At 64.0% G+C, this 23,655-nt stretch carries 16 protein-coding genes and 3 pseudogenes; 11 read left to right on the top strand and 8 right to left on the bottom strand.

Translation table 11 applies throughout. The features are described from left to right. The first annotated feature begins 258 nt into the window (after nucleotides 1-258). From tssI to F6X39_RS37040, 9 genes are all read left to right on the top strand, one after another. Complete coding sequence (gene tssI / locus F6X39_RS26970; protein ID WP_262414827.1) at nucleotides 259-2,145, top strand: type VI secretion system tip protein TssI/VgrG; 1,887 nt, start codon at nucleotides 259-261, stop codon at nucleotides 2,143-2,145. Then, nucleotides 2,142-2,696: a DUF6931 family protein gene (locus F6X39_RS26965; RefSeq protein WP_187618819.1), complete on the top strand. Its 555-nt coding sequence runs from the start codon at nucleotides 2,142-2,144 to the stop codon at nucleotides 2,694-2,696. The genes tssI and F6X39_RS26965 overlap by 4 nt, the downstream gene beginning before the upstream one ends. Next, nucleotides 2,693-4,294 carry a type VI secretion system-associated FHA domain protein TagH gene (gene tagH, locus F6X39_RS26960; protein ID WP_187618818.1) on the top strand — a complete coding sequence of 534 codons (1,602 nt, stop codon included), beginning with the start codon at nucleotides 2,693-2,695 and terminating at the stop codon, nucleotides 4,292-4,294. Before F6X39_RS26965 ends, tagH begins: the two co-directional genes overlap by 4 nt. A gap of 105 nt (nucleotides 4,295-4,399) precedes the next feature. Further along, nucleotides 4,400-5,737, top strand: coding sequence for a type VI secretion system baseplate subunit TssK (gene tssK, locus F6X39_RS26955; RefSeq protein WP_187618817.1), 1,338 nt, complete (start codon nucleotides 4,400-4,402; stop codon nucleotides 5,735-5,737). Further along, on the top strand, nucleotides 5,734-7,122 hold the full coding sequence (icmH, locus tag F6X39_RS26950) for a type IVB secretion system protein IcmH/DotU (RefSeq protein ID WP_187618816.1): 1,389 nt from the start codon (nucleotides 5,734-5,736) through the stop codon (nucleotides 7,120-7,122). Before tssK ends, icmH begins: the two co-directional genes overlap by 4 nt. Nucleotides 7,123-7,126: 4 nt before the next feature. Next, a complete protein-coding gene (tssM, locus tag F6X39_RS26945) occupies nucleotides 7,127-10,723 on the top strand; it encodes a type VI secretion system membrane subunit TssM (RefSeq protein ID WP_187618815.1) in 3,597 nt (1,198 codons plus the stop codon). After that, complete coding sequence (gene tagF / locus F6X39_RS26940; protein ID WP_187618814.1) at nucleotides 10,720-12,222, top strand: type VI secretion system-associated protein TagF; 1,503 nt, start codon at nucleotides 10,720-10,722, stop codon at nucleotides 12,220-12,222. The genes tssM and tagF overlap by 4 nt, the downstream gene beginning before the upstream one ends. After that, complete coding sequence (locus tag F6X39_RS26935; RefSeq protein ID WP_187618813.1) at nucleotides 12,219-12,938, top strand: PP2C family protein-serine/threonine phosphatase; 720 nt, start codon at nucleotides 12,219-12,221, stop codon at nucleotides 12,936-12,938. The genes tagF and F6X39_RS26935 overlap by 4 nt, the downstream gene beginning before the upstream one ends. A gap of 95 nt (nucleotides 12,939-13,033) precedes the next feature. Continuing rightward, the gene (locus tag F6X39_RS37040) at nucleotides 13,034-13,591 is read left to right on the top strand and encodes a hypothetical protein (RefSeq protein ID WP_262414826.1); all 558 of its coding nucleotides are present in this window, start codon (nucleotides 13,034-13,036) and stop codon (nucleotides 13,589-13,591) included. A gap of 65 nt (nucleotides 13,592-13,656) precedes the next feature. Here F6X39_RS37040 and tssA read toward each other — a convergent pair whose 3' ends face one another. Beyond that, the gene (gene tssA, locus F6X39_RS26925; protein ID WP_187618812.1) at nucleotides 13,657-14,700 is read right to left on the bottom strand and encodes a type VI secretion system protein TssA; all 1,044 of its coding nucleotides are present in this window, start codon (nucleotides 14,698-14,700) and stop codon (nucleotides 13,657-13,659) included. Between the two features lie 177 nt (nucleotides 14,701-14,877). Here tssA and F6X39_RS26920 point away from each other — a divergent pair. Both F6X39_RS26920 and F6X39_RS26915 read left to right on the top strand, forming a co-directional pair. Beyond that, a pseudogene (locus F6X39_RS26920) lies at nucleotides 14,878-15,306 on the top strand (MFS transporter); the annotation flags it as partial. Nucleotides 15,307-15,583: 277 nt separating this feature from the next. Beyond that, nucleotides 15,584-17,194, top strand: coding sequence for a glycoside hydrolase family 28 protein (locus F6X39_RS26915; protein ID WP_187618811.1), 1,611 nt, complete (start codon nucleotides 15,584-15,586; stop codon nucleotides 17,192-17,194). Nucleotides 17,195-17,323: 129 nt separating this feature from the next. Here F6X39_RS26915 and F6X39_RS26910 read toward each other — a convergent pair. From F6X39_RS26910 to F6X39_RS37665, 7 genes and pseudogenes are all read right to left on the bottom strand, one after another. Then, nucleotides 17,324-18,072, bottom strand: a pseudogene (locus F6X39_RS26910) (transposase); the annotation flags it as partial. 141 nt (nucleotides 18,073-18,213) lie between these two features. Further along, nucleotides 18,214-19,449, bottom strand: coding sequence for an ArgE/DapE family deacylase (locus tag F6X39_RS26905; protein ID WP_187618810.1), 1,236 nt, complete (start codon nucleotides 19,447-19,449; stop codon nucleotides 18,214-18,216). Beyond that, complete coding sequence (locus tag F6X39_RS26900; RefSeq protein WP_222945329.1) at nucleotides 19,449-21,185, bottom strand: amidohydrolase family protein; 1,737 nt, start codon at nucleotides 21,183-21,185, stop codon at nucleotides 19,449-19,451. Before F6X39_RS26900 ends, F6X39_RS26905 begins: the two co-directional genes overlap by 1 nt. A gap of 124 nt (nucleotides 21,186-21,309) precedes the next feature. Continuing rightward, a complete protein-coding gene (locus tag F6X39_RS26895) occupies nucleotides 21,310-21,978 on the bottom strand; it encodes a tyrosine-type recombinase/integrase (protein ID WP_316251727.1) in 669 nt (222 codons plus the stop codon). Then, a complete protein-coding gene (locus F6X39_RS37670) occupies nucleotides 21,863-22,282 on the bottom strand; it encodes a tyrosine-type recombinase/integrase (RefSeq protein ID WP_410450437.1) in 420 nt (139 codons plus the stop codon). Before F6X39_RS37670 ends, F6X39_RS26895 begins: the two co-directional genes overlap by 116 nt. 39 nt (nucleotides 22,283-22,321) lie before the next feature. Further along, nucleotides 22,322-22,717, bottom strand: a complete 396-nt coding sequence (locus F6X39_RS26890) for a hypothetical protein (protein WP_187618808.1) — start codon at nucleotides 22,715-22,717, stop codon at nucleotides 22,322-22,324. Beyond that, a pseudogene (locus F6X39_RS37665) lies at nucleotides 22,714-23,154 on the bottom strand (tyrosine-type recombinase/integrase); the annotation flags it as partial. The gene F6X39_RS26890 and the pseudogene F6X39_RS37665, both read right to left, overlap by 4 nt. Nucleotides 23,155-23,655 lie beyond the last annotated feature (501 nt).

Raw genomic sequence — 23,655 nt, 5'->3', positions numbered from 1 at the left:
CTCAGGAGACCTATAAGGAGATCTTTATCAAATTCATTTGCGCCATGGCGAAGGAATAGATCGCGTGGGCCGGGTGTTCTGTTTGCCAAAGGGCGTACTAATCGCGCCGGGAGATGGAGCGATGCCAGCAGGCAAAAACCGTCAACCTGGAGGCGTCCGGTTCGCAACAGCGGCGCCGATAGCGGTTCGATCACCGCGCTGCGGCTTTCCGTCCAGTACGACTTACCCGCAACGTAAAGAAGGTTCGCAGATCACGTCATGGCCCACGCAATCACACTCACTTCCAGTCTCGGCAGCAGTCTCCTGTTCGCAAACATGACCGCGACCGAGTCGCTCGGTCGGCTGTTTTCATATCGGCTCGAAGCGATCAGCAAGAACGCGGAAGTCGATCTGCGTTCGCTGCTGGGCACGCCGATGACGGTGAAGCTTGTCACGCCGCAAGGCTATACGCGCTACTTCAACGCGATTGTCCGCGAAGGCGAGCAAGGCGGCTTCGTCAACATCGACAACGTGCGCTATGCGGTCTACACGTTCACGCTCGTGCCGAAACCGTGGTTAGCGACGCGCAGACGCGACTGCCGCATCTATCGAAGCATGAGCGTGCCGCAGATCGTCCAGTCGGTACTTGGCGACATCGGCTATAGCGATCTGAAGGTGAGCCTCAGCGGTAGCTATCCGCCGCGCGACTATTGCGTGCAGTACCGCGAAAGCGACTTCGACTTCGTCAGCCGGCTGATGGAGCAGGAAGGCATCTACTACTTCTTCACGCATACGCAGAGCACGCACACGATGGTGCTCGCCGATGCGCTCGGCGCGCACTCGAGCGTGGCTGGCTTCGAGCAGATTCCCTATGCGCCGCCGATCGGGCGGGGCAAGCGCATGAAGGCGTCGATCAGCGACTGGGAGACCTCTCGCGCGGTCAACGCGACGAAGGTGCAGATCGACGACTACGACTATCTGAAGCCGAAAGCATCGCTGCTTGCCACCGAAGAGCTGACCGACATGGAGGACGCGCACAACGTGAGCGGCCTCGACGTCTACGACTATGCGTACGACTACGTTGGCTACGACGAGCGTCTGTCCGACGGCCAGCGCTACGCGCAGGTGCGCGCGGATGCGTTGAATGTGCCGCTCGCGATGAGCGCCGGCCACACCGACGCCTGTGGTCTCGCCACGGGTGCGCTGTTCAGGCTCAAGGACTTTCCGCTTGCCGACGCGAATCACGAATACCTCGTGATCGACGCGGTGACGCGGCTCGTCGAGCCGGACTACTCGGCGGGCGGCGGTGGAGACGATGGCGAGGCGCCGTTCAGGTGCGGCTTCAAGGCGATCCGCAGCCGCCAGCTGTTTCGCACGATGCCGACGACGCCGCGTCCGGTGATCGCTGGCCTGCAGACGGCGGTGGTGTACGGCGATACGCCCGAAGACATCGCCGTCGACAAATACGGCCGCGTGCAGGTCACGTTCTTCTGGAATCGTCAGGGCAAACCGAACGCGCGGAACTCGTGCCCGGTGCGGGTCGCGCAGATGTGGGCCGGCAAGCGCTGGGGCGCGCAGTTCATCCCGCGCGTCGGACAGGAAGTGGTGGTCAGCTTTCTCGACGGCAATCCGGACCGGCCGCTGATCATCGGCAGTGTCTACAACGCCGACAACATGCCGCCGTACAACCTGCCGGACAACAAGACCCAAAGCGGTGTGAAAAGTCGCAGCCACGAAGGTGGCGGTAGTGACGACTACAACGAGATCCGCTTCGAAGACCGGATGGGCAGCGAGCAGGTGCTGATTCACGCGCAAAAGGATCTGCGCGAAGAGTCGGAGCACGACCACGATGTACAGGTCGCGCGCAACTACACGCTGACGGCGGGCAACCAGATCAGGCTGGTCACCGGACTTGCCAGCATCACGATGAACAGCACCGGCGAGATCGCGATTCAAGGCACCAGCATCTCGCTTAACGGAGAGATGAACGTGACGATGGCATCGGGTCTTGCGATGGAGATCAACTCGAAAGCGAATCTGAACATGAGTTCGATCGCGGCGATGGAAATCCTGTCCGAGGCCGATTGCCTCGTGCAGTCCACCAACCTGCAGTTGATCGGGACCGCGACGGCGGTACTGGGCGGCGCGGCTCCGATGATCTTATGAGCACGCCGTCGATTTTCGAAGCAGCGCGCCAGATGCGGCTGTCCACGCGCGCGCAAGCGTGCCTGCGGCCGTCGATGGCGGCGCGTTCGGCGGTGCAGACATTGCTCGACGCCGGACATTCAGCCGATGCGTTGAGCCTGCTGGGTCGTCTTCTGCCGCGCCGTTATGCCGTGGCGTGGGCGTGCCAGTGCTGCCGCCGTCAGACGCTCGACGAACACGACCGCGCAGGTCTCGAACTCGCGGAAGCGTGGGTGCGCGATCCCATGGAAGCGCAACGCGCCGCGGCGCTCGCGTTCGCGAAGACGCATCGCTACCAGACGATCGGCGCATGGACGGCTGCCGCCGCAGGTTGGTCGGGCGGCAACCTGAATCCGCAGCACGAGCGGCCGACGCCGCCGCCGGAGCATCTGACGGCGATCGCGGCAACGGCTGCGGTGAGCTACATGGCCGCGCTGGTTCCCGCGCGGTTCGATGCACGCCGTGCCGCGTTCGTGCGCGATGCACTGGGCCTGCTGAGTGTTCCTGAAGGTATCGATGGAGGTAGGCAATGAGCGCCGCGCAGAGGCTGATTCTCTCGATAGAAGGCGAGGGGGCTGGCGGCTTCGACGCAAGCCGCGAGCAGGTGTTCGACTGCCGCGATGGCAGCATCGGCCGTTCCGACGAGTGCGACTGGGTGCTGGGCACGGAAGGCGTGTCGCGTCTGCACGCGCTGGTGCGCTACCTGAACGGCATGTATTTCATCGAGGACCGCAGCACGAACGGCATGTCGCTGAACGGCGCGCCACTGCGAAAAGGCGATCCGGCCGCCCTGAAGCAAGGCGACCGCTTGCAGATCGACACGTTCGATGTCAGCGTGCGCTTGAGCGCCAACGGTGCGACCGAACCGGACCCGCGGGCCGGCGCGGTCGATCCGGGGCGCACCGCGTCTTTCGGTGCTGCCGCGCCGGCCCCTGCCTGCGCACCGGCGCCAGCGCCTGCGCCTGCGCAAAACAGGGGTCCGCTGGACCTGAGCCTGCTGCTCGCGCCACGGCGCGCCACCCCGGCGCAGGAGCACGCGGGCGAGGCCGAAGGCCTGATTCCGGGCGTCGCCGATGGATCGGCGCCGGGTGCGAGTCTCGATCCACTCGCGTTGTTCGATGTGCCATCGTCCTACGCCGACGAACCGCTGCCTCGCGTATCGTCCGCGCCCGGTTGGAACCACACGCCTGCGGCGGCCGACCGCTTCCGGCCGCCGCAGGCCGAGGCAGCACGCCTTGGCGGGCCCGTCCTCCCGGAAGACTGGGACGCGAGCGCGAGCCCGGTCGTCGCGCGTTCCGGGCAGGGGCGGATCGAACCTTCTGAAGATGTGTCCATGACGGCTGGCGGGATCCCAGCGCTTGTGCCCGCACCGTCGCCGCGACAGCAACGCGTGTCGGGAGATCTGAGCGGACCATTCGCGGTTGCGCCAACGCACGCATCGACGCCGATGCAGGTGCCGCCGCAAAATCAAACGCAGTCGGAAACGCCGATGCATTCGCACGCGTCGCCGGACACAACACCCGTCGTCATCGCTGCGGCAGTTGCAGCGCCGGCAGTGCCTGCGGTTCCGACCGCTCCGCTCGCCTCTGCCGCCCCGTCGCCCGCCGGCGAAGACGCTCCCGAATTGATGGAAATGTTCCACATTGCCGTCGACGCGATGATGGACGTGCTACGCGCGCGCGCCGAACTGAAGAACAGCTTCCGGCTGCCCGCGACGTTGATCCAGCGTTCTGAAAACAACCCGTTGAAGTTCGCGCCGACCGCGCAGGAAGCCGTCATGAGGCTGCTCGCGCCGCCCGATGGCGGCTTCCTCCGCGGCAACGCCGCGCTGAACGATGCCGCCGACGACATCCGCAATCACCAGATGGCGATGCTTGCTGGCGTGCGTTCCGCGTTCCAGTCGCTGCTCGCGCATTTCGATCCGGCGAAGATCGAACGGGAAGCCGAAGGCAGCGTGCGCCGTTTGCCGCTCGGTGGCCGGCCGCGTCACTGGGAGCGCTACAAGGAACAGTTTGAAGAAGTCACGAGAAATCCCGATGAATGCTTCAGGCGGCTTTTCGGCGATGAATTCGCGCGCGCCTACGAAGAACAGCTCGGACGCCTGAAAAGGCGGCGCGACGAGCCAACGTAACCAGCCAACGCGACCCGCCGGCGTAACGCGGTGCGGCGAGGCCCGAGGCCGTCGCGACCCGCACTCGTCGCGCGACGTGTGACAACCCCTATCCGGTTCACCGACATGACCCAGAGCAACAAGGTGGTATGGAGCGAAGGCCTGTTCCTCAGGCCGCAGCACATGCAGCAGCAGGAACGCTATTTCGAGCGTTACGTGGAGCTGCGCGCGGGCAATCTGCGTCCGCACGCATGGGGCTTTCACGAACTCGAACTGGAAAGCGATCTGCTCGCAATCGGCAAGCTCGGCATCAAGCGCGCACGCGGCGTGTTTCCCGACGGCACGCCGTTCGCAATGCCCGGCGATGATCCACTGCCGCCGCCGCTCGATATCGATGCGAACTGGCGCGACCAGATCGTCCATCTGACCTTGCCGCTGCGTTCGCCCACGCAGCCGGACAGCGCATGGCCCGGCGCCGGCAGCGATCAACTGTTCCGCTATCGTGTGCGCGAAGCCGAAGTGCGCGATGCGTCGGGCAGCATGGAAGGCGTCACTGCGCTCGAAGTCGCGGGCATGAGCACACGTCTTTTACCCGAATTGCAGCCGATGGAAGGCCTGATGCGGATTCCGTTGGCACGGGTCGTCGAATGCCGAGCCGATCGGCGTGTGATCCTCGACGATGGCTTCGTGCCGACCGCGCAGAGCACCGAAGCGGCCGGGCGGCTTGTCACCTTCCTGTCTGAGCTGCTAGGCCTGCTGCATCAGCGCGGCGAGGCGCTCGCAGGACGTGTGAGCGAGACCGATCGCGGCGGTGCCGCGGAAATCGCGGACTTTCTGCTGTTGCAGGTGATCAACCGCTATCAGCCGCTCATCGCGCATCTTGCCGAGGCGCCGCTGCTGCACCCCGAAGCGCTTTACCGGCTGCTGCTCGAACTGGCCGGCGAGCTGGCTACATTCACGACGCCGGGCAAGCGCGCGCAGGCTTTTCCGCCGTATCGGCACGAACTGCTGCGCGAAAGCTTCGAGCCGGTGATCGCGGCGCTGCGCATCGCGTTGAGCGCGGTGCTCGAACAGAGCGCTGTCGCGATTCCGCTGCAGCAGCGCAAGTATGGCGTGTGGGTCGGCATGGTGCCCGATCTCACGCTGCTCGATACGGCGACCTTCGTGCTCGCCGCGAAGGCCGACCTGAAGTCCGAAGACATGCGCCGGCAACTGCCGACTCAATCGAAGATCGGTCCTGTCGAAAAGATCCGCGATCTGGTGAACCTGCAACTACCGGGCATCGGCGTATCGCCGATGGCGGTCGCGCCGCGCCAGTTGCCCTACATGTCGGGCTTCCTCTATTTCGAGTGCGACAGAAACTCGCCGATGTGGCGCATGTTGAAGACGTCCGGCGGCATCGCGATGCACTTCGGTAGCGGCTTCGCCGGTCTCGACCTGCAACTGTGGGCGGTACGCGCATGAATACCACCAACGACCGTTCCGCCGACGCAACCCGGCGCGGCGATGCGACGATGGTGCGCCCGCAGCGCGCCGTCAACGCCGATCCCAACGCCGACGCCGGCGACGTCACGCGCATCGTGCGGCCAGCATCGCCCACTTCGCGCGTGATGCCGGCAAACCGGCCGTCGCAGCCGCCTGGCCCGCCGCCGCTGCGCGCCGAGCTGGGCGACTTCCTGAGCGGTGTCGCCAATCCGCTCGTCCGTGCGGCCAATCCGCTGCTGCTGCTGACGGTGCAATTGCGGCACAGCGTTGCGCCGCCCACCGACGTCGGCCGTCTGCGCGAACAGGCGGTCGCACAGGTGCGCAGCTTCGAGCGCTATGCACAGGGCGCGGGCATCGACACGCAAACCATCGTGGCAGCGCGCTACGTGCTATGCACGATGCTCGACGAGTCGGTGAACAACGCGCCGTGGGGCGACCTGAGCGGCTGGGCGCAAAAGACGCTGCTCGTGACATTCCACGGCGAGGCCTACGGCGGCGCGAAGTTCTTCCAGATTCTCGATCGCCTGAGCGTCGACTTCTCGCGCCATCTCGATCTGATCGAGCTGATGTACATCTGTCTCGCGCTGGGCTTCGGCGGACGCTATCTCGTGGAACCAGGCGGCCTCGCGCGCCTGGCCGACATTCAGGATGATCTCTATCGACGCATTCGCGGGCTGCGCGAAGCGCCCGCCGCGGAACTGGCGCCGCATTGGCGCGGCGTCGAAGACCGCCGCAATCCGGTGATGCGGCATGTGCCGATGTGGGTCGCCGCGTCGGCTGCGGCCGTCGTGCTGCTGGGTGCATTCCTGGTGTTTTTCACGAAGCTCAACGCGCTCGCTGCGCCAGTCGGCGCACAGCTTGCCGCGATCGGTCTCGAGAACACGCCGCCGCCGCAAACCGTCGCGACGCCCGCGCCCACGGCCGCGCGCGTGACGCTCAAGCAACTGCTCGCGCCACAGGAACAGGCCGGCCAGTTGAGCGTCGACGAACAAACCGATGGCCGCGCCACCGTGCGTCTCGCCGCCGCCGAACTGTTCCCGTCGGGCGGCGCCGACATCGCGCCCGACGTGGTGTCGCTCCTGCACCGGATCACGTCGGCGCTGAATCAGGTGAAGGGCAGGGTGATCGTCGTCGGCCACACCGACGACCAGCCCGTGCGTTCGCTGACCTTCAAGGACAACTTCGCGCTGTCGACGGCGCGCGCGCAGAACACGCAACAGATTCTCGCGCAGGGGCTCGACGATCCGCGTCGTCTCGAAGCGAGCGGCGCTGGCTCGTCGCAGCCGATCGCGACGCCGGCCGATCTGCCGGCGAACCGCACGCGCAACCGTCGCGTGGAAATCCTGTTTATCCCGGAGCACTGAACCCATGAACACGCTGAAAAACTGGGTGACGTCCCGGTGGTTCACCGTCGCGATCGGATTGCTATTGATCGCTGCGCTGATCTGGCTGGGCGGCCCCTATCTCGGGATCGGAGAACGGCAACCGCTCGCGAGCGCCGCGGCCCGGCTGGCGCTGATCTTCGCGATCGTGCTGGGCTGGCTGCTGGTCGAACAGGCCATGCAATGGCGCGCGCGGCGCAAGACGTCGCAACTGTCCGGCGAGCTGGCTGGACAGGACGCGCAGCTTCCGCTCGACGAACCCGGCAGCGCCGAACGCGAGCAGTTGCAGCGTCGCTTTCGCGAAGCAATCGATATGTTGCGCAAGACCCGCAGGAATGGCAGCAATCTCTACGCGCTGCCGTGGTATGTGGTGATCGGTCCGCCGGGCTCGGGCAAGAGCACCCTGGTGCAGAATTCCGGGCTCGAGTTTCCGCTCTCGGAGCGCTTCGGCAAGGAGGCGCTGCGCGGCATCGGCGGCACGCGCAACTGCGACTGGTGGTTCACCGACGAAGCGGTGTTTCTCGACACCGCGGGCCGCTACACGACGCAGGACTCCGATGCGGCCGCCGACGCTTCCGCGTGGCAGGCGTTTCTGTCGCTATTGCGCCGCTATCGGCGACGCCGGCCGCTGAACGGCGTGATCGTGACCATGAGCGTGTCCGATCTGTTGACGCTCGACGAAGACGCGCGTCAGCAGCACATCCGCACCGTGCGCCGGCGCCTCGACGAACTCGCGCAGCACCTGAAGGTGGCGGTGCCCGTGTATCTCGTGTTCACCAAGTGCGATCTCGTGGCGGGCTTCACCGAGTTCTTCGACGATCTCGGGCCCGATCTGCGCAGTCAGGTCTGGGGCATGACGTTTCCCGTCGACGCGAGTATCGACGGTAGCGCCTGCGCGCGCTTCGCGGGCGAGTTCGACCTGTTGCTGGAGCGTCTGAATACGCGCGTGATTGAGCGTCTGCATGGGGAGCGCGATCGCAGCCGACGCGCCGCCGTGCTCAGCTTTCCGCAGCAGCTCGGCGCGTTTCGCGAAATTGCGCGGCAGTTCGTCGAAGGCGCGTTCGGACGTCATCAGTACGGCGCAGCGCCGCTGTTGCGCGGCGTCTATCTGACCTCCGGCACCCAGCAGGGCGCGCCGATCGACCGCATGCTGAGCGCCGTCGCGCGCACCTTCGGCGTCGACGTGGCGCGCGTGCAGGGCGGCGGCACGCAACGCCGGACCTTTTTCGTCGAACGGCTGCTGAAGGAAGTGCTGTTCCGCGAGTCGGGCCTCGCCGGCACCAATCCGCGGCTGGAACGGCAGAAGCTCCTGATGCAGGCCGGGATGTATATCGGCATCGCGCTCGTCACGGCGCTGCTGATCACCGGCTTCGCCACCAGTTACACGCGCAACCGTCTCTACGTCGCGCAGGTGCAGGACACCCTGGAAGACCTGCCGCCAGCCAGCAGCCTCGCCGGCGCACCGGATCTCAAGACGTATTTCGCGCGTGCGCTCGCGCGCCTCGAAGTCATTTCCGGCGCGCAGGGCGTCGCGGGCCAGTACCAGGGCCACGTGCCCTGGCTGATGCGCTTTGGCCTGTTCCAGGGACACGCGTTGTTCGGGCAGGTGCATGCCGCGTATCTGCGCGAACTCGACGGCACCTTGCTGCCCGGCGTCGGCGTGCGCTTCCGGGAAGGACTCAACGCCAGTGCCAACGCTCCGCAGGCACTCTACGACTACCTGAAGGGCTATCTGATGCTCGGCCAGCCGCAGCATCTCGATCCCGGCGAGCTGGCCGCGCTCGCGCGCATCGAATGGCAACGCATGTTCCCGCAGGACCCGGCGATCCAGAACGCGCTCTACAAACACTTTTCCGCGCTGGTCGACGATTCGGCGAAGCCGCGCGCGCTGACGCTCGACAACGCGCTGATCGATCAGGCGCGCGCGACGCTGAAGACCGCTGATCTCGCGACGCTGATCTACGGCAGCGTCCAGCTCGACGCCGGGCGTTCGGGGGCGCCGCCGGTGCGACTCGACCAGTCGCTCGGACTGCTTGGCAGCGTGTTTCGCCGCAACAGCGGCGCGCCGCTGTCGCAACCGTTCCCCGCGCTGTTCACGAGGCCGGTTTTCGCCGCCGAGGTGAACGGTGGAATCGATCGGTCGGTGGACGGCTTCGTGAAGGACTACTGGGTCTTCAACGCCAGCCGCATCGATCCGCTCGCGCGCTCGCGCTACGAACAGCAGGTGCTGGCACTGTACGAGCAGGACTACATCAAGGCGTGGGACGCATTGCTCGCCGATCTGCAACTTCAGCCGGTGTCCGACATTCAGGCCGCGAGTGCGCTGGCCGCGAAACTGTCGGGTCCGAGTTCGCCGCTGAAAGCGCTGCTGCATCTCGTGCGTGACAACACCAGCGACATGTTGCGCGGCGCCACGGCTGACGGTGCAACTTCGGCTTCATCGGCCTTGTCGGCTTCGGCGGTGGGCGCGCAGGCGGCGTCCGTCGGCGGGAACCTGATTGCGAGACGCGCGGCGAACACGCGTCTGGCCGGCGAATTGCGCGACGCGGGCGCAACGCTGCCGGACGGCACCACGACCAACGGCACCGCAAGCACCAAATCGGGTTCGGGCGAAGCGCCGGCCAGCCGGGCGGGCGCCGCCATCGAGGCGCATTTCGCGCAGTTGAACCAGATGAGCGTCGGCACGCTGGGCTCGACGCCGCTCGATCAGATGTCCACCGTGCTCGACCAGCTCGGCAAGAACCTGTTGACGATGACTGACCTGAGCGCACCCGGCGCGCAGAACGATCCGGCCGTGCTCGCGGCGCGCCAGGAGAGCGACCAGTTGCCGCCGCAGGTGGCTTCGCTGATTTCCGGTCTCACCGGCAAGAGTGCGGATCTGGTCGCGAGCGGAAGCAGCGCCGCGCTCGCCAGCCAGTTTCGCGAGGCAGCGGGCAACGACTGCGCGAGCTTTGTCGATGGCCGCTATCCGTTTGCGTCGAACCGTGCATCGGACATCCCCGTGCAGAACTTCGCCGAGCTGTTCGGCAATGGCGGACGGTTCGACAGTTTCTTCAAGTCGACGCTCGCGAAATCAGTCGACACGAGTGGCCGCAACTGGCGATGGAAGCCCGGCGCGCCGGCCGGCCCCGACGCCGTGCTGAGCGAAGCGCAGAGTGCCGACGCGATCCGCCAGATCTATTTCCGCAACGGCGCGCAACTGCAGGTCGGCTTTACGCTGCTCGCGCCGCAGCTCGATCCGGCAATCGCGAAGCTGAGCGTCGAAATCGACGGGCAGAAGTACGACTACGCGGCGAACGGCCCCGCGAGCATATCGATGACGTGGCCTGGACCGCAGCCCGGACACGTGGTCGTCAGTGCGTTCGATGCATCCGGCCAGCCGGTCGGCACGCCGCTGAAATTCAATGGCGACTGGGCGTTCTTCCACGCGCTCGATGCGGCCCGTCTGCAAAAGCAAAGCGACCTGCGCTATCTCGCGACCTTCGACTTCGGCGGCCATGCAGTGAAGCTGCCGATCGCGCCCGCGAGTCTGAAGAACCCGTTCCTCAACGACGAAGTCCGTCGTTTCAGGTGTCCGCGATGAACGGTGGAGTCGGCTTCTTCGGGAAATTGCCCAGCGCGGGCGATTTTGTTCAGCGACGGCTGCCGTCCGCGTTCGTCGAAGCCTGGGACCGTGACTTCCAGCGCGCGGTTGAAGCCGGGCGCGGCGAGCTCGGCACGCACTGGGACGCCGCATGGCGACAGGGCGCGGCGTGGCGCTTCGTGCTGCCCGCACCGGTGTGCGGCAACGTCGCGTGGTGCGGGCTGATCGGACCGGCCGTCGATCGGCTCGGCCGTGCCTTTCCGATGGTGCTGGCCGCGCCCTGTGGCGGCGATGTCGCGACCGTGCTCGGCAATCAAGCGTGGTTCGACGCGCTCGAGCGCGTCTATCGCAGTTCGCAGCACGAGGTCGTGAGCGTCGAAACCTTCGATGTGCGCGTGGCGGCGTTGCCCGGTCCGCTGACGCACGTGCGACCAGCGACCGACATGGCTGCGTTCTGGCGCGCGCTGCCGTGGGACGGCGGTCAATGGCGACTGGCGATGCCCGAAGGCGCGGCCGTTGGGATGGTGCTGGCCGAGGCATGGTCGCAACTCGGCAAGCGGCCGGGGCCGTGGTGCCTCTGGTGGACCGAACGTGCTGCGTGCCTGCTGGCGACGCGTGGTTTGCCGTCGAGCTACGCAGTGCTACTGGAGCCGGTGGTGTCGAGGGTGGGCGACGTGGGCGACGTGGGTGACATGGGCGATGCGCTGCGCGAGTTCGGCTCGGCATCCGCTCGTCAGTGGGAGTCTGTCGCGTTGCCGGGCGATGAAGAGATCGCTGCCGGGCAATCCGGTCTGCACGCGGAGGACGGTCACGATGATCGAGTGTTGCCCGTCGGTTCATCGGCAGCCGGTCACGCTGCAGATGCCAGCGATGCGCTGCTGCTACTCGACGACGGCCGCACACTGGTGCTGAGTGCCGATGACGGCCCGTCTCACTCGCACCAACGTGCAGCGCGCGCCATCCGCGAGACGGCGCAGCGCAGTGCGGCGGATCTGCCCAGCCTGCGGACCGGCCTGCTGGCGCTGCACGCGCAACTGCGCGGCGCCCGGCACGATGCGCACGATGCGCGCTACGCAGCGGCAGCAAACGGCGCGGCCCTCGTCGCGCGCTTTGACGCAGCGCAGGTGCGACTGCTGCGGATCGGCGCCGCAGCAGCCTGGCACTGGCGGCGCGGCCAGTTGCAGCCACTGTTCGTCGAGCGGGCGGCAGGCGCGGGCGGCGAATTTGACGATCTGCTGTTCGGCGATGCATGGCTCGCGATGCCCGGCATCGGCGCCTCCGAAGAACCGGATTGCGACGAAGCGTGCATCACGCTCGAGGATGACGATCGCCTGCTGTTGCTCGTCAGCCGCGCGCTCATCCAGCTTCCGCACGCGTGTCTGCTCGAGGCGCTGGCATTGACCACGAACGAGGACGCCCGCCTGCATCTCGCGATGTGCGCGGGCCTCGGCACGCAGCCCGCGCAATGGCCGCTGGCCGTGATCGAAGCCGGCTCATGACGACGCATTGTTGCTCCGCCGGCCACACCGAGACAGGCAAGGTGCGCCGCCGCAATGAAGATGCGATTCTGGTTCGCGAGGACCTCGGACTGTGGGCTGTGGCCGACGGTCTGGGCGGCCATTCGGCCGGCGACTACGCGAGCACGCTGATCATCGAACGCCTTGGTGCGCTGACGCGCGAAGGCAGCGTCTTCGACTTCATTGCTGCGATCGAAGACAGCCTGCAGCAGGTGAACACCGAACTGCGCGAGGCGGCCGTCGCTCGACAAACCGACGTGATCGGTTCGACCGTCGCGCTGCTGGTGCATGACCAGCAGTTCGTGCTGTGCGGCTGGGTCGGCGATAGCCGCGTGTACATTCAGGAAAACGGCGCACTGACGCAACTCACTCGCGACCACGTGCATGGTCAACCGGTCGACATCACGCATTTCGGACCACGCGCGCCGGCAGGCGTGGGCACTGGCGTGCTGACCCGGGCGGTCGGCGTCGACGAGACGCTCTACGTCGACTGGGCCATGGCCGGCAGCCGTCCCGGCATGCAGTTCCTGCTGTGCTCGGATGGCGTCAACAAGGAGCTCAGTGATGGCGAATTGACCGCCGCCTGTCGCGAGCAGCACAGTCCACGCCGGCAGATCGAGCGCCTGTTCGAGCTCGCCCTTGCGCGTCGCGCGCGCGACAACATTTCCGCCGTCATCGTGCGGCTCGAAGCATCGTGAAATTTCCGCCATGAACCATCCGGACCCCATCCCTTCCGCTTATCACGGGCGCACGCCGAAGCTGGCCGCGCTATCCGACGCTTTCAGGACACGTTGTGAGCGTCAGATCGACGTTCTTCGCAGCGGGCGGCACCCGCGAGAACTGGCGCGAGTTCCACCACTTCATCGTCCGCACAGATGGCCGGTGCGTTATCGGCATCCGTGCGCCGCAACCACGGCATGACGATCGTGCCGCCCGCGCTGTCGGTCCGCAGCGATGTCGTGCAGTGCGAGTGGCTGCGACCGAGGAGGCAGCAGGCATGAGTGTGGACGAGCAGCAGGTCAACGACGCATTGCGCGCGCTCGACGAAGCCCATCGACTACAGCGGATTCAGCGCAACGAATACCGGTACCGCCGACGCATGTTGTTCGAATCGCTGGGGCGGGACACTGCGGGTACAGGCGACACCGTGCGGCGGGTCGTGCTGTCGGGCGTCATGCAACAGCCGGACGTGTTGGCGGAAGGTCACGATGCCGGAAGTGCGGCAAGTGCTGAAGGGGGGGCGGTGCACACGGACCTCGGCGCGCGACCGCTCGCCGCGTGGGCCGCTGTGCTGCTCGGCGTGGCCGCGGTGGGCGTCATGCTGTTTTGCTGGTTTGTCTTCGCATATTGAGCCGCGTTTTCGAAGCAGCCAGTCCGAGCGCAACAGCCGCTCGATGTTGCGCCGATCTGCAGGGATCATTCTTCGTCCGGCCCGGATAGGGTCTGCAGTTCTGCGAGGCCGCCGGGCGCGATGTTTTGAAGGACTTCCGCGAAGCGCTTGCCGACCAGACGTCTGGCTCGCTTGAGCAGGATCGGCAGCGGACTGGACGGTTCGTGACGTTCGTAGTAGTCGCAGATTTCGTCGATGCACAGGACGACGTCATCGGGTCCCTGGATTCGTCCGTTATCGCGCCGAGGGGCAGGGTTCGTGGGCGCGTCTTCGCCGGTCGACACCAATCCGGCGGCGAGCGCTTCGCCGCGCTCCGGAAAGCGCCGCGCCAACTGTGCATCGACGAACTTCTTCAACTCTTCGATATCGTCGGTCAGGTGGCCCAGATCGGGTCCAGCGGTACCCAGCTTTTCGCTCGCAATTGCATCGATGGCGCGCGCGTGCTCTAGCGCTACCGCGAGTGCTGCGGCCGCATCGGGCAACTGGTGTTCGGGGCAATCCATGCAGCACGCTTCGAGATCGATCAGCGTGGGCGCAGGCATGCCCTCCGCAGAGGGTGGCCGGGTGATTGCGCCCGTCGCGATACGCAGATCGCGCAACGAAAAGCGGCCGAGGCGCGGTGAGCTCACGAAGGGCGCGTTGCGGAAATAGGCGAGTACGCTCCGGGGATCGCCGAGCGGCATGATCGCGTTGGTGCGCGCGGTAGCGTCGTTGTCGTCGGCGGTGTCCAATTGCGGGTGCGCCGCTTCCCAGTAACGTTCCAGCAGACCGCGAACCAGCCCAAGACCGGCGCTCCAGCCTGCAATGCCATGAATGCGGGTCGAGGCGGCGGTCAGATGGATGGCCACACGCAGGTCGTTGGTACGGCTGAACAAAGCCTCGGCGGCGGTTGCCACCTTATCCCAGTCCGGTTCTACGGCGGCCTTCAGGCTGTCGCCCATCGCCCGCTCGGATGTCGGTGTGGCGAGCCGCTCCAGCGCGATGAATTCTGGATCGTATTCGAGGTTCTCGCCTGTCGGCGTGCTGTCATCGATGGGGCGGAGCAGGTGATCTGGATCGAATGGCGTCATGATTGGCTGGCGAAAAAGGAAGGGCGCTGAGACTACAACGACAGGGCGCGTCCAACGAGCGCGCGGCATCAAACGGACAACAGCTAGTGCCCCGTAGTTATTCCGTCTCAACTGATCGTCAGCCTGGTAAGCAGATCGAACGCTTCGCTACCGAGCGCCAGGCGCTTGCTTCCTTGCATGATGTTCGGCGGCCTGTTCTCCGACTGGCTGCTGCGCCGTGGCAAATCGCCGAACATCGCGCGCAAGCTGCCGATCATCGCGGGTCTGCTGCTGGCATCGACGATCATTCTCGCCAACTATGTCCAGAGCAACGTGGCGGTGATCGCGATTCTGTCGGTGGCGTTCTTCGCGCAAGGGATGGCCGCGCTCGGCTGGACGCTCGTGTCGGATATCGCACCCGAGGGCCTGCTCGGCGTGACCGGCGGCATCTTCAACTTCGCCGCGAATCTGGCGGGTATCGTGACACCGCTCGTGGTGGGCCTGAACGTCGCGGCGACCGGTTCGTTCGTGGGCGCGCTGGTATTTATCGGCGTCGTCGCGTTGGTCGGTGCGCTGTCGTACATCTTCATCGTCGGCGATATCAAGCGGATGGTGCTGGTAAATTAATTCTTCCCGCTCAGCCTCGTTTCATCTGACGATCGCTGTTTCGTTCGAATCCCCGGTTGTCGTCGCAGTGCGGCGGCAAGCGAGGATTTTTGCGTTTGGGGCCGGTTCCTGGCATCCAGGTTATACGATGTCTTATCGCGCCGGTGTGACCCAGCAAGACTTGCCGGGGTGCAGGGTAAACCATCTTGTATGACATCCCATCAATGAGGAGAATGGCTTCAACATAAATTCCGAGTCGTATCTTCAAACCATTGGAGGAGACATGAGGACGGGATTGTTGGCGATTGCACTGGCATGCATGACGGTTGCGGGCTGCGGCGGTGGTGGGATACCGAACAGTGATTCCGACGCGACGGCCGCGCCCGAGTCGGCCGCGCCCGCGAAGCCGGCGTCTTCACCGAGCGTCAAGACGACGTTCAGCGTCGCGGAGTTCGGCGCAAAAGGCGACGGTTCGACGGACGACACCGCCGCGATCCAGAAAGCACTGAATGCCGCGAGCGCCGCAAAGGGGACGGTCGTATTTCCGCAGGGCACGTTCATGACCGGCGCGCTGTTCGTCGGTTCGAACACGACCTTGCAGATCGATGAAGGCGTGACGCTGAAGGCCATCCAGGCGCAGAGCTGGTGGAATATCGAAACCACCATCGCGTCCGGCGCGACGAACGGTTTCTCTCCCGATGGTCTTTCGCTGTACCCGCAGGTGCCGACCCGCGTGCAGGGCATCGAGATGAACTGGGCATCCGCGATCATCAACGTTCGCGACGCCGACAACGTGACGATCACCGGCAAGGGCGTGATCGACGGCAACGGGCAATCGTGGTGGTCGCACTATTACGCCGATGGCACGACGTTCCATTCGTCGCTGGGTGTCACGTGGGCGCTGAACTGGGACGAGCAGCGGCCGCGCGGAATCGAAACGTACAAGTCGACGAACGTCACGATCAAGGACGTGACCGTGCAGAATTCGCCGTTCTGGACCATCCACCTGTGCTACTCGGACCAACTGCATCTCGACGGCGTCCACGTCTACAACTTCCCGACGGCAGCGACCGGCATCATGCCGAGTACCGACGGCATCGACATGGACTCGTCTACGAACATTCTGGTCGAGAACGCGGATATTGTCGCGAACGACGATGGCTTCGTCATCAAGTCGGGCCGTGACGGCGACGGGCTGCGCGTGAACAAGCCGACAGCGAACGTCGTGATCCGCAACTCGACGGTGCGCGCCGGCGCGACTGCGTTTACGATCGGCAGCGAAACCTCGGGCGGCGCGAACAATATCGAGGTGTCGAACATTCAGGTCTCGCCGCTGACCGCGCAGATCAACAGCAACGTCGGCTACAAGACGGGCGGGCCGGCTGTCTACAGCGTGTTCGTGTTCAAATCCGCGCCGACGCGTGGCGGCGTGATGGAAAACGTCTATATCCACGACATCAACGTCGACGACGCGTACTACTTCATGCAAGGCAACGAAAACTGGCCGGCCGGCGGCACGGTGCCGGCCACGTTCGGCACGACGTATGTGGAACCGCCGTACTGGCCGTCGATTCTCGTGATGCCGGCCAACGCGTCGGACGGCTATCCGATTTTCCGCAACTTCAGGTTCGAGAACATCAGGATGAAGCACGTCGAGAGCGCGGTGTTCGGCGTCGCGGGTTATACGATCGCGGGTGAAGCGGAAAAGGGCCGGTTTACCAATTTCACGTTCAACAACGTGAACATCACGGCAGTCAAATCGTCGGGCACCTCCGTGAGCGCCGGTTCGATCGCCAATGCGGGCAACTGGACCTTTACCAACAGCACGATCAAGAACGCCGCAGGGGCAAACCTCGTGCCGACGTTGGCGACCACGTCGACTGCCGTCACCGGTTTGCCGGGACAGTAAATGGTTGAACGCGCTGCGTTTCTCGAAGCGATAAAAAGCGGGATGTGGCTTTCGCTACATCCCGTTTCCTTTTCAGCCGGTCGCCTCGCAACCGGCGTCAATCGTCCTTCTTCACGAACCGCAAGATTCGGGCGTCGCCTCGACGTCAACGATGATCCCTGCCTGCAGGTCAATCAGATAATTGGTCGAGTAGGCGAAGAACGGCAAGCCACCCTTGGCGGCTGTCCAGCTCGCGGCGGGATCCGTCAGAGATATCCTCTTTCGAGAGGTCGATTTCTCTGCCATCTCCGCCGCTTCGGTGCCCGCTGGATTCGCTTCTTCCAATGCTTCCAGATATTCGCGCACTGCACGGCTTTGTCCCTTGACGCAACCCCAGTCGATGGGTCCAGAACCCGGGGAACACCGCGTGCAGAGCTCGCGTCGGCTCTGATGATGCTTGCGTCAATCGCGGATCCTTCACCCTTTACGAGCCCTTCGGACATGCATCGACCCAGCACCGACTCGAACACATGGCGTAGTACATCGCTATCGCGGAAACGACCGTGGCGGTTCTTGGAGAATGTCGAGTGTTCGGGTACGGCGTCCTCCAGGCCCAGGCGACAGAACCATCGATACGCCAGGTTCAGATGCACCTCTTCGCATAGCCTGCGCTCGGACCGGATGCCAAAACAGTAGCCGACGATCAACATGCGGATCATGAGCTCCGGATCAATCGACAGCCGACCCATCGGACTGTAGAACGGCGCGAGATGCTGGCGTAGACCGCGCAGATTGAGGAAGTGATCGATGCCTCTCAACAGGTGTTCGCGTGGGACGTGATTGCCGATGTTAAACGAGTAAAAGAGTTTGTCCTGTCCGCTGCCCAGTTGCCCCATCATGACGAATCGCTCCCGTCGATCGATGTCTTCCAGGATACCGAACATTCCGAACCACGGGCGACTTTTTCAACACAATCCACCCGCAAACCGGACACTCGCTGGCGTTGCCGGATAGCCGTTCGTCACCGGAAACGCCGCAGTCTACTGCGGCTTCAGTAAGCCGCTGAGCGCCAGAGCGACGGTCTTCGTAGCCCGCCTCAGATCTTCTATCGCCACTCGCTCGTCCGCCCGGTGTCCGTTTGCCTCAAGGAGTGTGCGAGGTCCGGCTCCGTAGATCACGGTCGGCACACCGGCTTCGCAGTACAAGCGGGCATCGGTATAGAGCGGCACACCTTCCGCCGTAATCTCCGTCTGGATCGTGACGCGAGCCGCCGCCTGCAATGCGGCGACGAGCCGCTCCGCGCCGGGCAACTGCCTCATCGGTGAGGCGATCAGTACCTCGCGGAATTCGACGCTGATGCCGGGCAGCCCGGCGACAGCGTGCCGCACGACTTCCTCCACGCGCGTTCGCGCGGCAGCCGCGTCTTCCTCCGGCGTCACGCGCCGATCGAGCCGCAGGGTCACCAGATCGGGCACGACGTTGGTATTGATGCCGCCTTCGATCAGCCCCACTACGAGTGTCGGATGTTCGATTCCGGTGGTCGCGGAGCGAATCGTGGCCAGTTCCGCGCGATGCGCATAGAGCGCCTGCAACACCGCCGTGGCCGCCTCAAGCGCGTCGTGTCCGGTGTCGGGGCGAGCGGCGTGCGCGGACTTGCCGCGCACGCTGACTTCGAGATGCACGCAACCGTTGTGAGCGGTCGTGATCGCATACGAGAAGCCGGCGCAAATCGCGAAGTCGGGCTTTACGATGCCGTTCGCAAGCAGCCAGCCGGGACCCAGCAAGCCGCCGCTTTCCTCGTCGTAGGTCAAATGCAGTTCGACCGTGCCTTGCAGCGGGGCAGCCGTCTCGATCAACGCGCGCAATGCGAAAGCGTACGTGGCGAAGTCGGACTTCGAGACTGCCGCGCCGCGTCCGATCATATAGCCGTCCCGGATCTCGGCGCCGTAAGGATCGCTCGACCAGCCCTCGCCGGGCGGCACGACATCGCCGTGTGCATTCAGTGCAATCGTCGGGCCGTCGCCGAAGCGATGCCGAACGACCAGGTTGGTCACACTGATCATGCCAGCCTGAACGACAGCGTCTGCCGGCACGACGTGTCGCTCGACTTCAAAGCCGAGCGCTTCTAGCGCGCGGGCGGCCAGATCGGCGTGACCAGCACAATCGCCGGGCGGGTTGTCAGAGGGCTCGCGAACGAGGGCGGCCAGAAATTCGACTTCAGCGTCGAAACGATCGTCGACCGCTTCCAAAAGGGCTTGCGTGGTCATTCGGTCCATCAGTTCCGTGATGAAGGGGCGTAAAACGGCTGACGCGGCGGCGTTTCAGCAAAATAGTCGGTGTAAAAGGCCTTTACATGAGGGAACACGGCGGTGCCCAGTTCCCGTTCCGCCTGCTTCACCTCGTTGCGCGGCTTCGCGAGAGTCTGTTCGATCTCGTTGAGGATCGCATCGCGATCCACGCGCGTGAACCGGCCATCCCGGTACACCACTTCGCCGGCAATCATCACGGCATCGACAGCATTGGTCTTGGCGCGCTGCATGAGCGCATCGAGCATCGGAATATTATCGTCCTGATACGGATACGTGGCGGTCTTCCAGTTCATCAGCACCAGATCGGCCAGGCGTCCGGTTTCCAGGCGCCCAATTTGTGCGTCGAACGGGGTGGTTCGAGCGCCATCCTCAGTGGCCATTTTCAGTATTTGTGGGCAGGTCGGCACGTCGTCGTCCATTCCCGTCGTGCGGTGTACCCGTAGTGCGAGGCGCATCTCCTGCAACATGTCGCGGTCATCGTTGATACCCGCTTCATCGAGCCCCATGCCGACCGTCACACCGTATCTGGCGAACGCATTCAAGGGTGCCACGCCACTGCGCAAACGGAGATTCGAACTGCAGTTATGGCAGATGCAGGTGCCGGTATGCGCGACCATTTCGATGTCTGCTTCCGTTAGCCACACGCCATGGCCGAGGGTTAGCGACGGACCGAGCAGACCGAGATCGTTCAGATGCGCGACCGCCGTCTTGCCGGTCCGGCGGCGCGCGTATTCCTTCTGATAGGCGGTTTCGAGCAAATGCATATGCATCGGTACGCCGGCTTTGTCGGCGCGCTCCTTGATGGTAAGCAGTGTCTCATCGCTACACCAGTGCAGGTTGGCAGGTGCAAGCTGAATCCGGGTCAGCGATTGGCCTTCGTTGTCCTGCGTGAGCATGTCGAACAACTGCAGATGATCGGCCAGCGGGACCTGCTGCGCTTTCAGATGCGCAGCGACCTTAGGTCCGATGTCGGCCGGCAGGCGTTCGACGAAGTCTTCGTCGGCTTCGTAGACGAGCAGATTCTGCTCGCGCACGGCGAAGCTGTACGACGCGCGCATACCGATGTCCCGATACGCCTTCAGGACGCCTGAAGCGGCTTCATGTATCGACGACAGCGGACCAGGCCGCCAACCGTGGATGTGCTGCACGGTGGTAATGCCGGACGCAATCATTTCGAAGGCGGAGTACAGGGTATCGAGGTAAAGATCGATCTCGCGCGTACCCATCCGGCTCGCAAACCACAGTTCCAGCGCGTAGTCCGAAGAGCCGTGTTGCAGCGGCGTCAGGCCGACGTGATGGTGACTGTTGACGAAGCCAGGCAGCAACACCGTATCGGGCGAGCCGAGGCGCGGCGCGTTCGGATACTTTGCGATCAGCTGCTGCGCATCGCCGATCTCGACTATTACGCCGTCGCGTTGATACAGCGCGCCGTCGCGGATGACCTCTGCGGTGTGCCGGTCGGCGACGCCCTTGACGATCCAGCCAGCGACAATCAATGTTTCGGACATGGTTGCTTTTACCTGAATAGAGGAGAGTTTCAGAACGACGGTGTGTCGTATAGATCGATACGCCGATGGTCGAAGTAAGACAGCTTTTCGCGGGTCGCCGCGATCTCTGCATGCGCGAGCGTCGCGCTGACGATGCCAGGTCCTTCGTTGCCGGGCCGGCGGGCGAGTACAGCGCCGTCGGCGGCAATCACACACGACTCGCCACTATCTTCCCTGCCGGACTATGTCGGGCGATATGGATGAGAGTTCATATTGGCCCAACGATTGCACGCCTCAGAACAGAAGCGCCGCTCCGATTACCCAACATAGTTTCGTGACCCTACAGGCTGTTCAGAAAGGCGAGCAGTTGGTCCGTCGGGCAGAAGCGTCCCGCCTTGCCGCGTAATGGCGACATCTTCGCAAGGGCCTGTTCCTTCATTGCAAGCGTTGCCTCGAGATAGATCTGCGTTGTTTCTACCGATTCGTGTCCGAGCCACAGTGCAATCACTGAACGAGGAACGCCCGATTGAAGAAGGTCCATGGCAACCGTATGCCTCAAGCAGTGGACGGTGATCCGCTTCGTGTTCAAGGAGGGACACATTCTTGACGCCGCTTCTCTATGCTTGTTTATCAGGTACTGGACGCCATGGACACTGAGACGTCCTCCCCTGGCGCTCGGGAACAGCACATCACCATCACCGCGCTGCGGCTCGCGCAACCAGGATTTCAATACGGCGCGCGTAGACTTCGTGATCGGCGTGCAGCGCTCCTTGCGTCCCTTGCCGATTACGCGCACATGAGCGCCGGCACCAAGAACGAGATCCTCGCGTTTGAGTCCAGTCATCTCGGATAAACGCAGGCCGGTCTGCGCAGCCACCAGCAAGAAGGCATGATCACGTCGGCCGGACCAGGCACGTTGATCGGGCGCGGCAAGGAGTGCGTCGATCTCCGGGCGAGTCAGGAAGTTGACGAGCGTGTGGGTGAAGCGCTTGCTGGGAATGGCTAGCACGCGCTGGATCTGCGCAGAATACTCCGGCACTTCGAGAGCTAGGGCGCGAGAGTCGATAAAAGGCGCGATGAATCTCGCTGTTGTCCAGCCGGTTCCCCCTATTGGAAGCGAATACGTAGGATGACACGGTTCGCCCGGCCCAATAACGTTCTCGCCGTGCAATGTAGGCGGCAAGTACTTTGCAGGTCGAGACATGTAAAGGAACGAGTCTCGACTTGCCGAACTTGGTGCCGCAGATCGTCAACACTCCTGTCTTCAAATCAACGTCTTCAAGTTCAAGGTTTCTGACTTCGCCCAGACGCATACCCGTTACGCTGAGGAGCCCGAACAGGCAATGATAGGTTCATGGCTGCAGTTCATCGCGTTGGAACCTGCATGGCATTTGAAGCGCCGCGTCCAGCAGCGCTCGAATCTCACCATCCGAATATAGATATGGTCGTGCCCGCGTCGGCCGAAAGGGAAGCAGGCCTTGCGCTGGGATCTCGGTGCGTGGATCGGTTGCACTGCGATAGCGCGCGAACATACGGACAAAGCCCAGCCTCTGCGCCCAGCTTGCGGGTCGCTGCCATGATGGTTGCTGAGCCCATTCGAGAGCGAGCGATTGCGTGATGTACGAGGCGCGGCGTCGTTCCATGAACGCGACAAAGTCGCGCAATCCCTTGTCTGCCTCATTCAGCTTGGATCCGAGGGCGCGTCTCACGGTAACGTACTCGTCGACCGCTTGCCGAAGCGTGTTCATCGCACACCTCCTGGCCATGGCACGGCCAGCGTTCGCAGCGCCTTGATATCGACCTTCGTGTAGATCCTCGTGGTCTGTGGATGCCGGTGTCCAAGGAATTCACCGATCTCGCCGAGCGACGCACCGTGGCACAGCATCTCGGTGGCCAATCCGTGGCGAAATTGGTGTGCTCCCATAGTCGGCGCGTCAATGCCGGCGCGCTGGAGCGAATGACGCACAACGGAGCCGACCGCACAGGCGCTCCGAAACCCGGTGAACGGAGCTCTTGAGCGCAAGAATACGCGCCGACAGAGGCCGGACGGTCGATCACGACTCAGATATGCGGCGATCGCCCTACCGACGTCAGCGGGCAAGGGCAATTCGTTGCACAACCCGCTGTTGTTGCGAACAGTCAGGCATCCCTCGGCCCAGTCGATGTCGTTGAGTTCGAGGAACGCTACTTCTCCGACGTCGCACGAATCTCACGATATGGCTCGCGCGCAAACGGGAGAGCGTGACCCGTTGGTTGCCGAAGCAGTCCTCCAGGAAACTGCCGACGAAGGGCACGTAGTTGCGAATCGTCGCTTCGGTCAGGGCGCGCGCTTCGCGCAAGTACGCTACGTAGGCCTTGATACAGCGCTCAATAGGCGACAGTTGGGAAACCGGTGTCTTCTCAGCGGGAATTACTTGCCTACTGCGTAGGAATTCCATGAGGTGTCCGAGGGCGGCGCGATCTCCGCGGCACAGTCGAACGATTCGCGCGCGATGTCGCAAATACCGTGTTGCATGGTCAGTGCAGATGCGGCGTGTTCCGACACCTGCGTGTTCAAGCCACCTGCTAAAGTCTGCTGCAATGCGCACTTGCCGATGCAGGGAATACGCACTGTATCCCTGATCACTCAGCGCTCTTGCAAATGAGGCGAGAAGCGTCGCAAGTGGCCCTTCAGGTGGTCGTGAGA

Source organism: Paraburkholderia sp. UCT2, from assembly GCF_014397665.1.
Classification (GTDB): domain Bacteria; phylum Pseudomonadota; class Gammaproteobacteria; order Burkholderiales; family Burkholderiaceae; genus Paraburkholderia; species Paraburkholderia tuberum.
Note: the sequence above shows the minus strand (reverse complement) of the source record. Positions and strands in the feature narration are given on the sequence as shown.

Bases quoted from the DNA above. Each gene is read 5' to 3' on its own strand.
- tssI (WP_262414827.1), top strand. From the start codon at position 259: ATGGCCCACGCAATCACACTCACTTCCAGTCTCGGCAGCAGTCTCCTG.
- F6X39_RS26905 (WP_187618810.1), bottom strand. From the start codon at position 19,449: ATGGACCGAATGACCACGCAAGCCCTTTTGGAAGCGGTCGACGATCGT.
- tagF (WP_187618814.1), top strand. From the start codon at position 10,720: ATGAACGGTGGAGTCGGCTTCTTCGGGAAATTGCCCAGCGCGGGCGAT.
- tssA (WP_187618812.1), bottom strand. From the start codon at position 14,700: ATGACGCCATTCGATCCAGATCACCTGCTCCGCCCCATCGATGACAGC.
- F6X39_RS26890 (WP_187618808.1), bottom strand. From the start codon at position 22,717: ATGAACACGCTTCGGCAAGCGGTCGACGAGTACGTTACCGTGAGACGC.
- F6X39_RS26965 (WP_187618819.1), top strand. From the start codon at position 2,142: ATGAGCACGCCGTCGATTTTCGAAGCAGCGCGCCAGATGCGGCTGTCC.
- F6X39_RS26935 (WP_187618813.1), top strand. From the start codon at position 12,219: ATGACGACGCATTGTTGCTCCGCCGGCCACACCGAGACAGGCAAGGTG.
- F6X39_RS37670 (WP_410450437.1), bottom strand. From the start codon at position 22,282: ATGCGTCTGGGCGAAGTCAGAAACCTTGAACTTGAAGACGTTGATTTG.
- tssK (WP_187618817.1), top strand. From the start codon at position 4,400: ATGACCCAGAGCAACAAGGTGGTATGGAGCGAAGGCCTGTTCCTCAGG.
- tagH (WP_187618818.1), top strand. From the start codon at position 2,693: ATGAGCGCCGCGCAGAGGCTGATTCTCTCGATAGAAGGCGAGGGGGCT.
- icmH (WP_187618816.1), top strand. From the start codon at position 5,734: ATGAATACCACCAACGACCGTTCCGCCGACGCAACCCGGCGCGGCGAT.
- tssM (WP_187618815.1), top strand. From the start codon at position 7,127: ATGAACACGCTGAAAAACTGGGTGACGTCCCGGTGGTTCACCGTCGCG.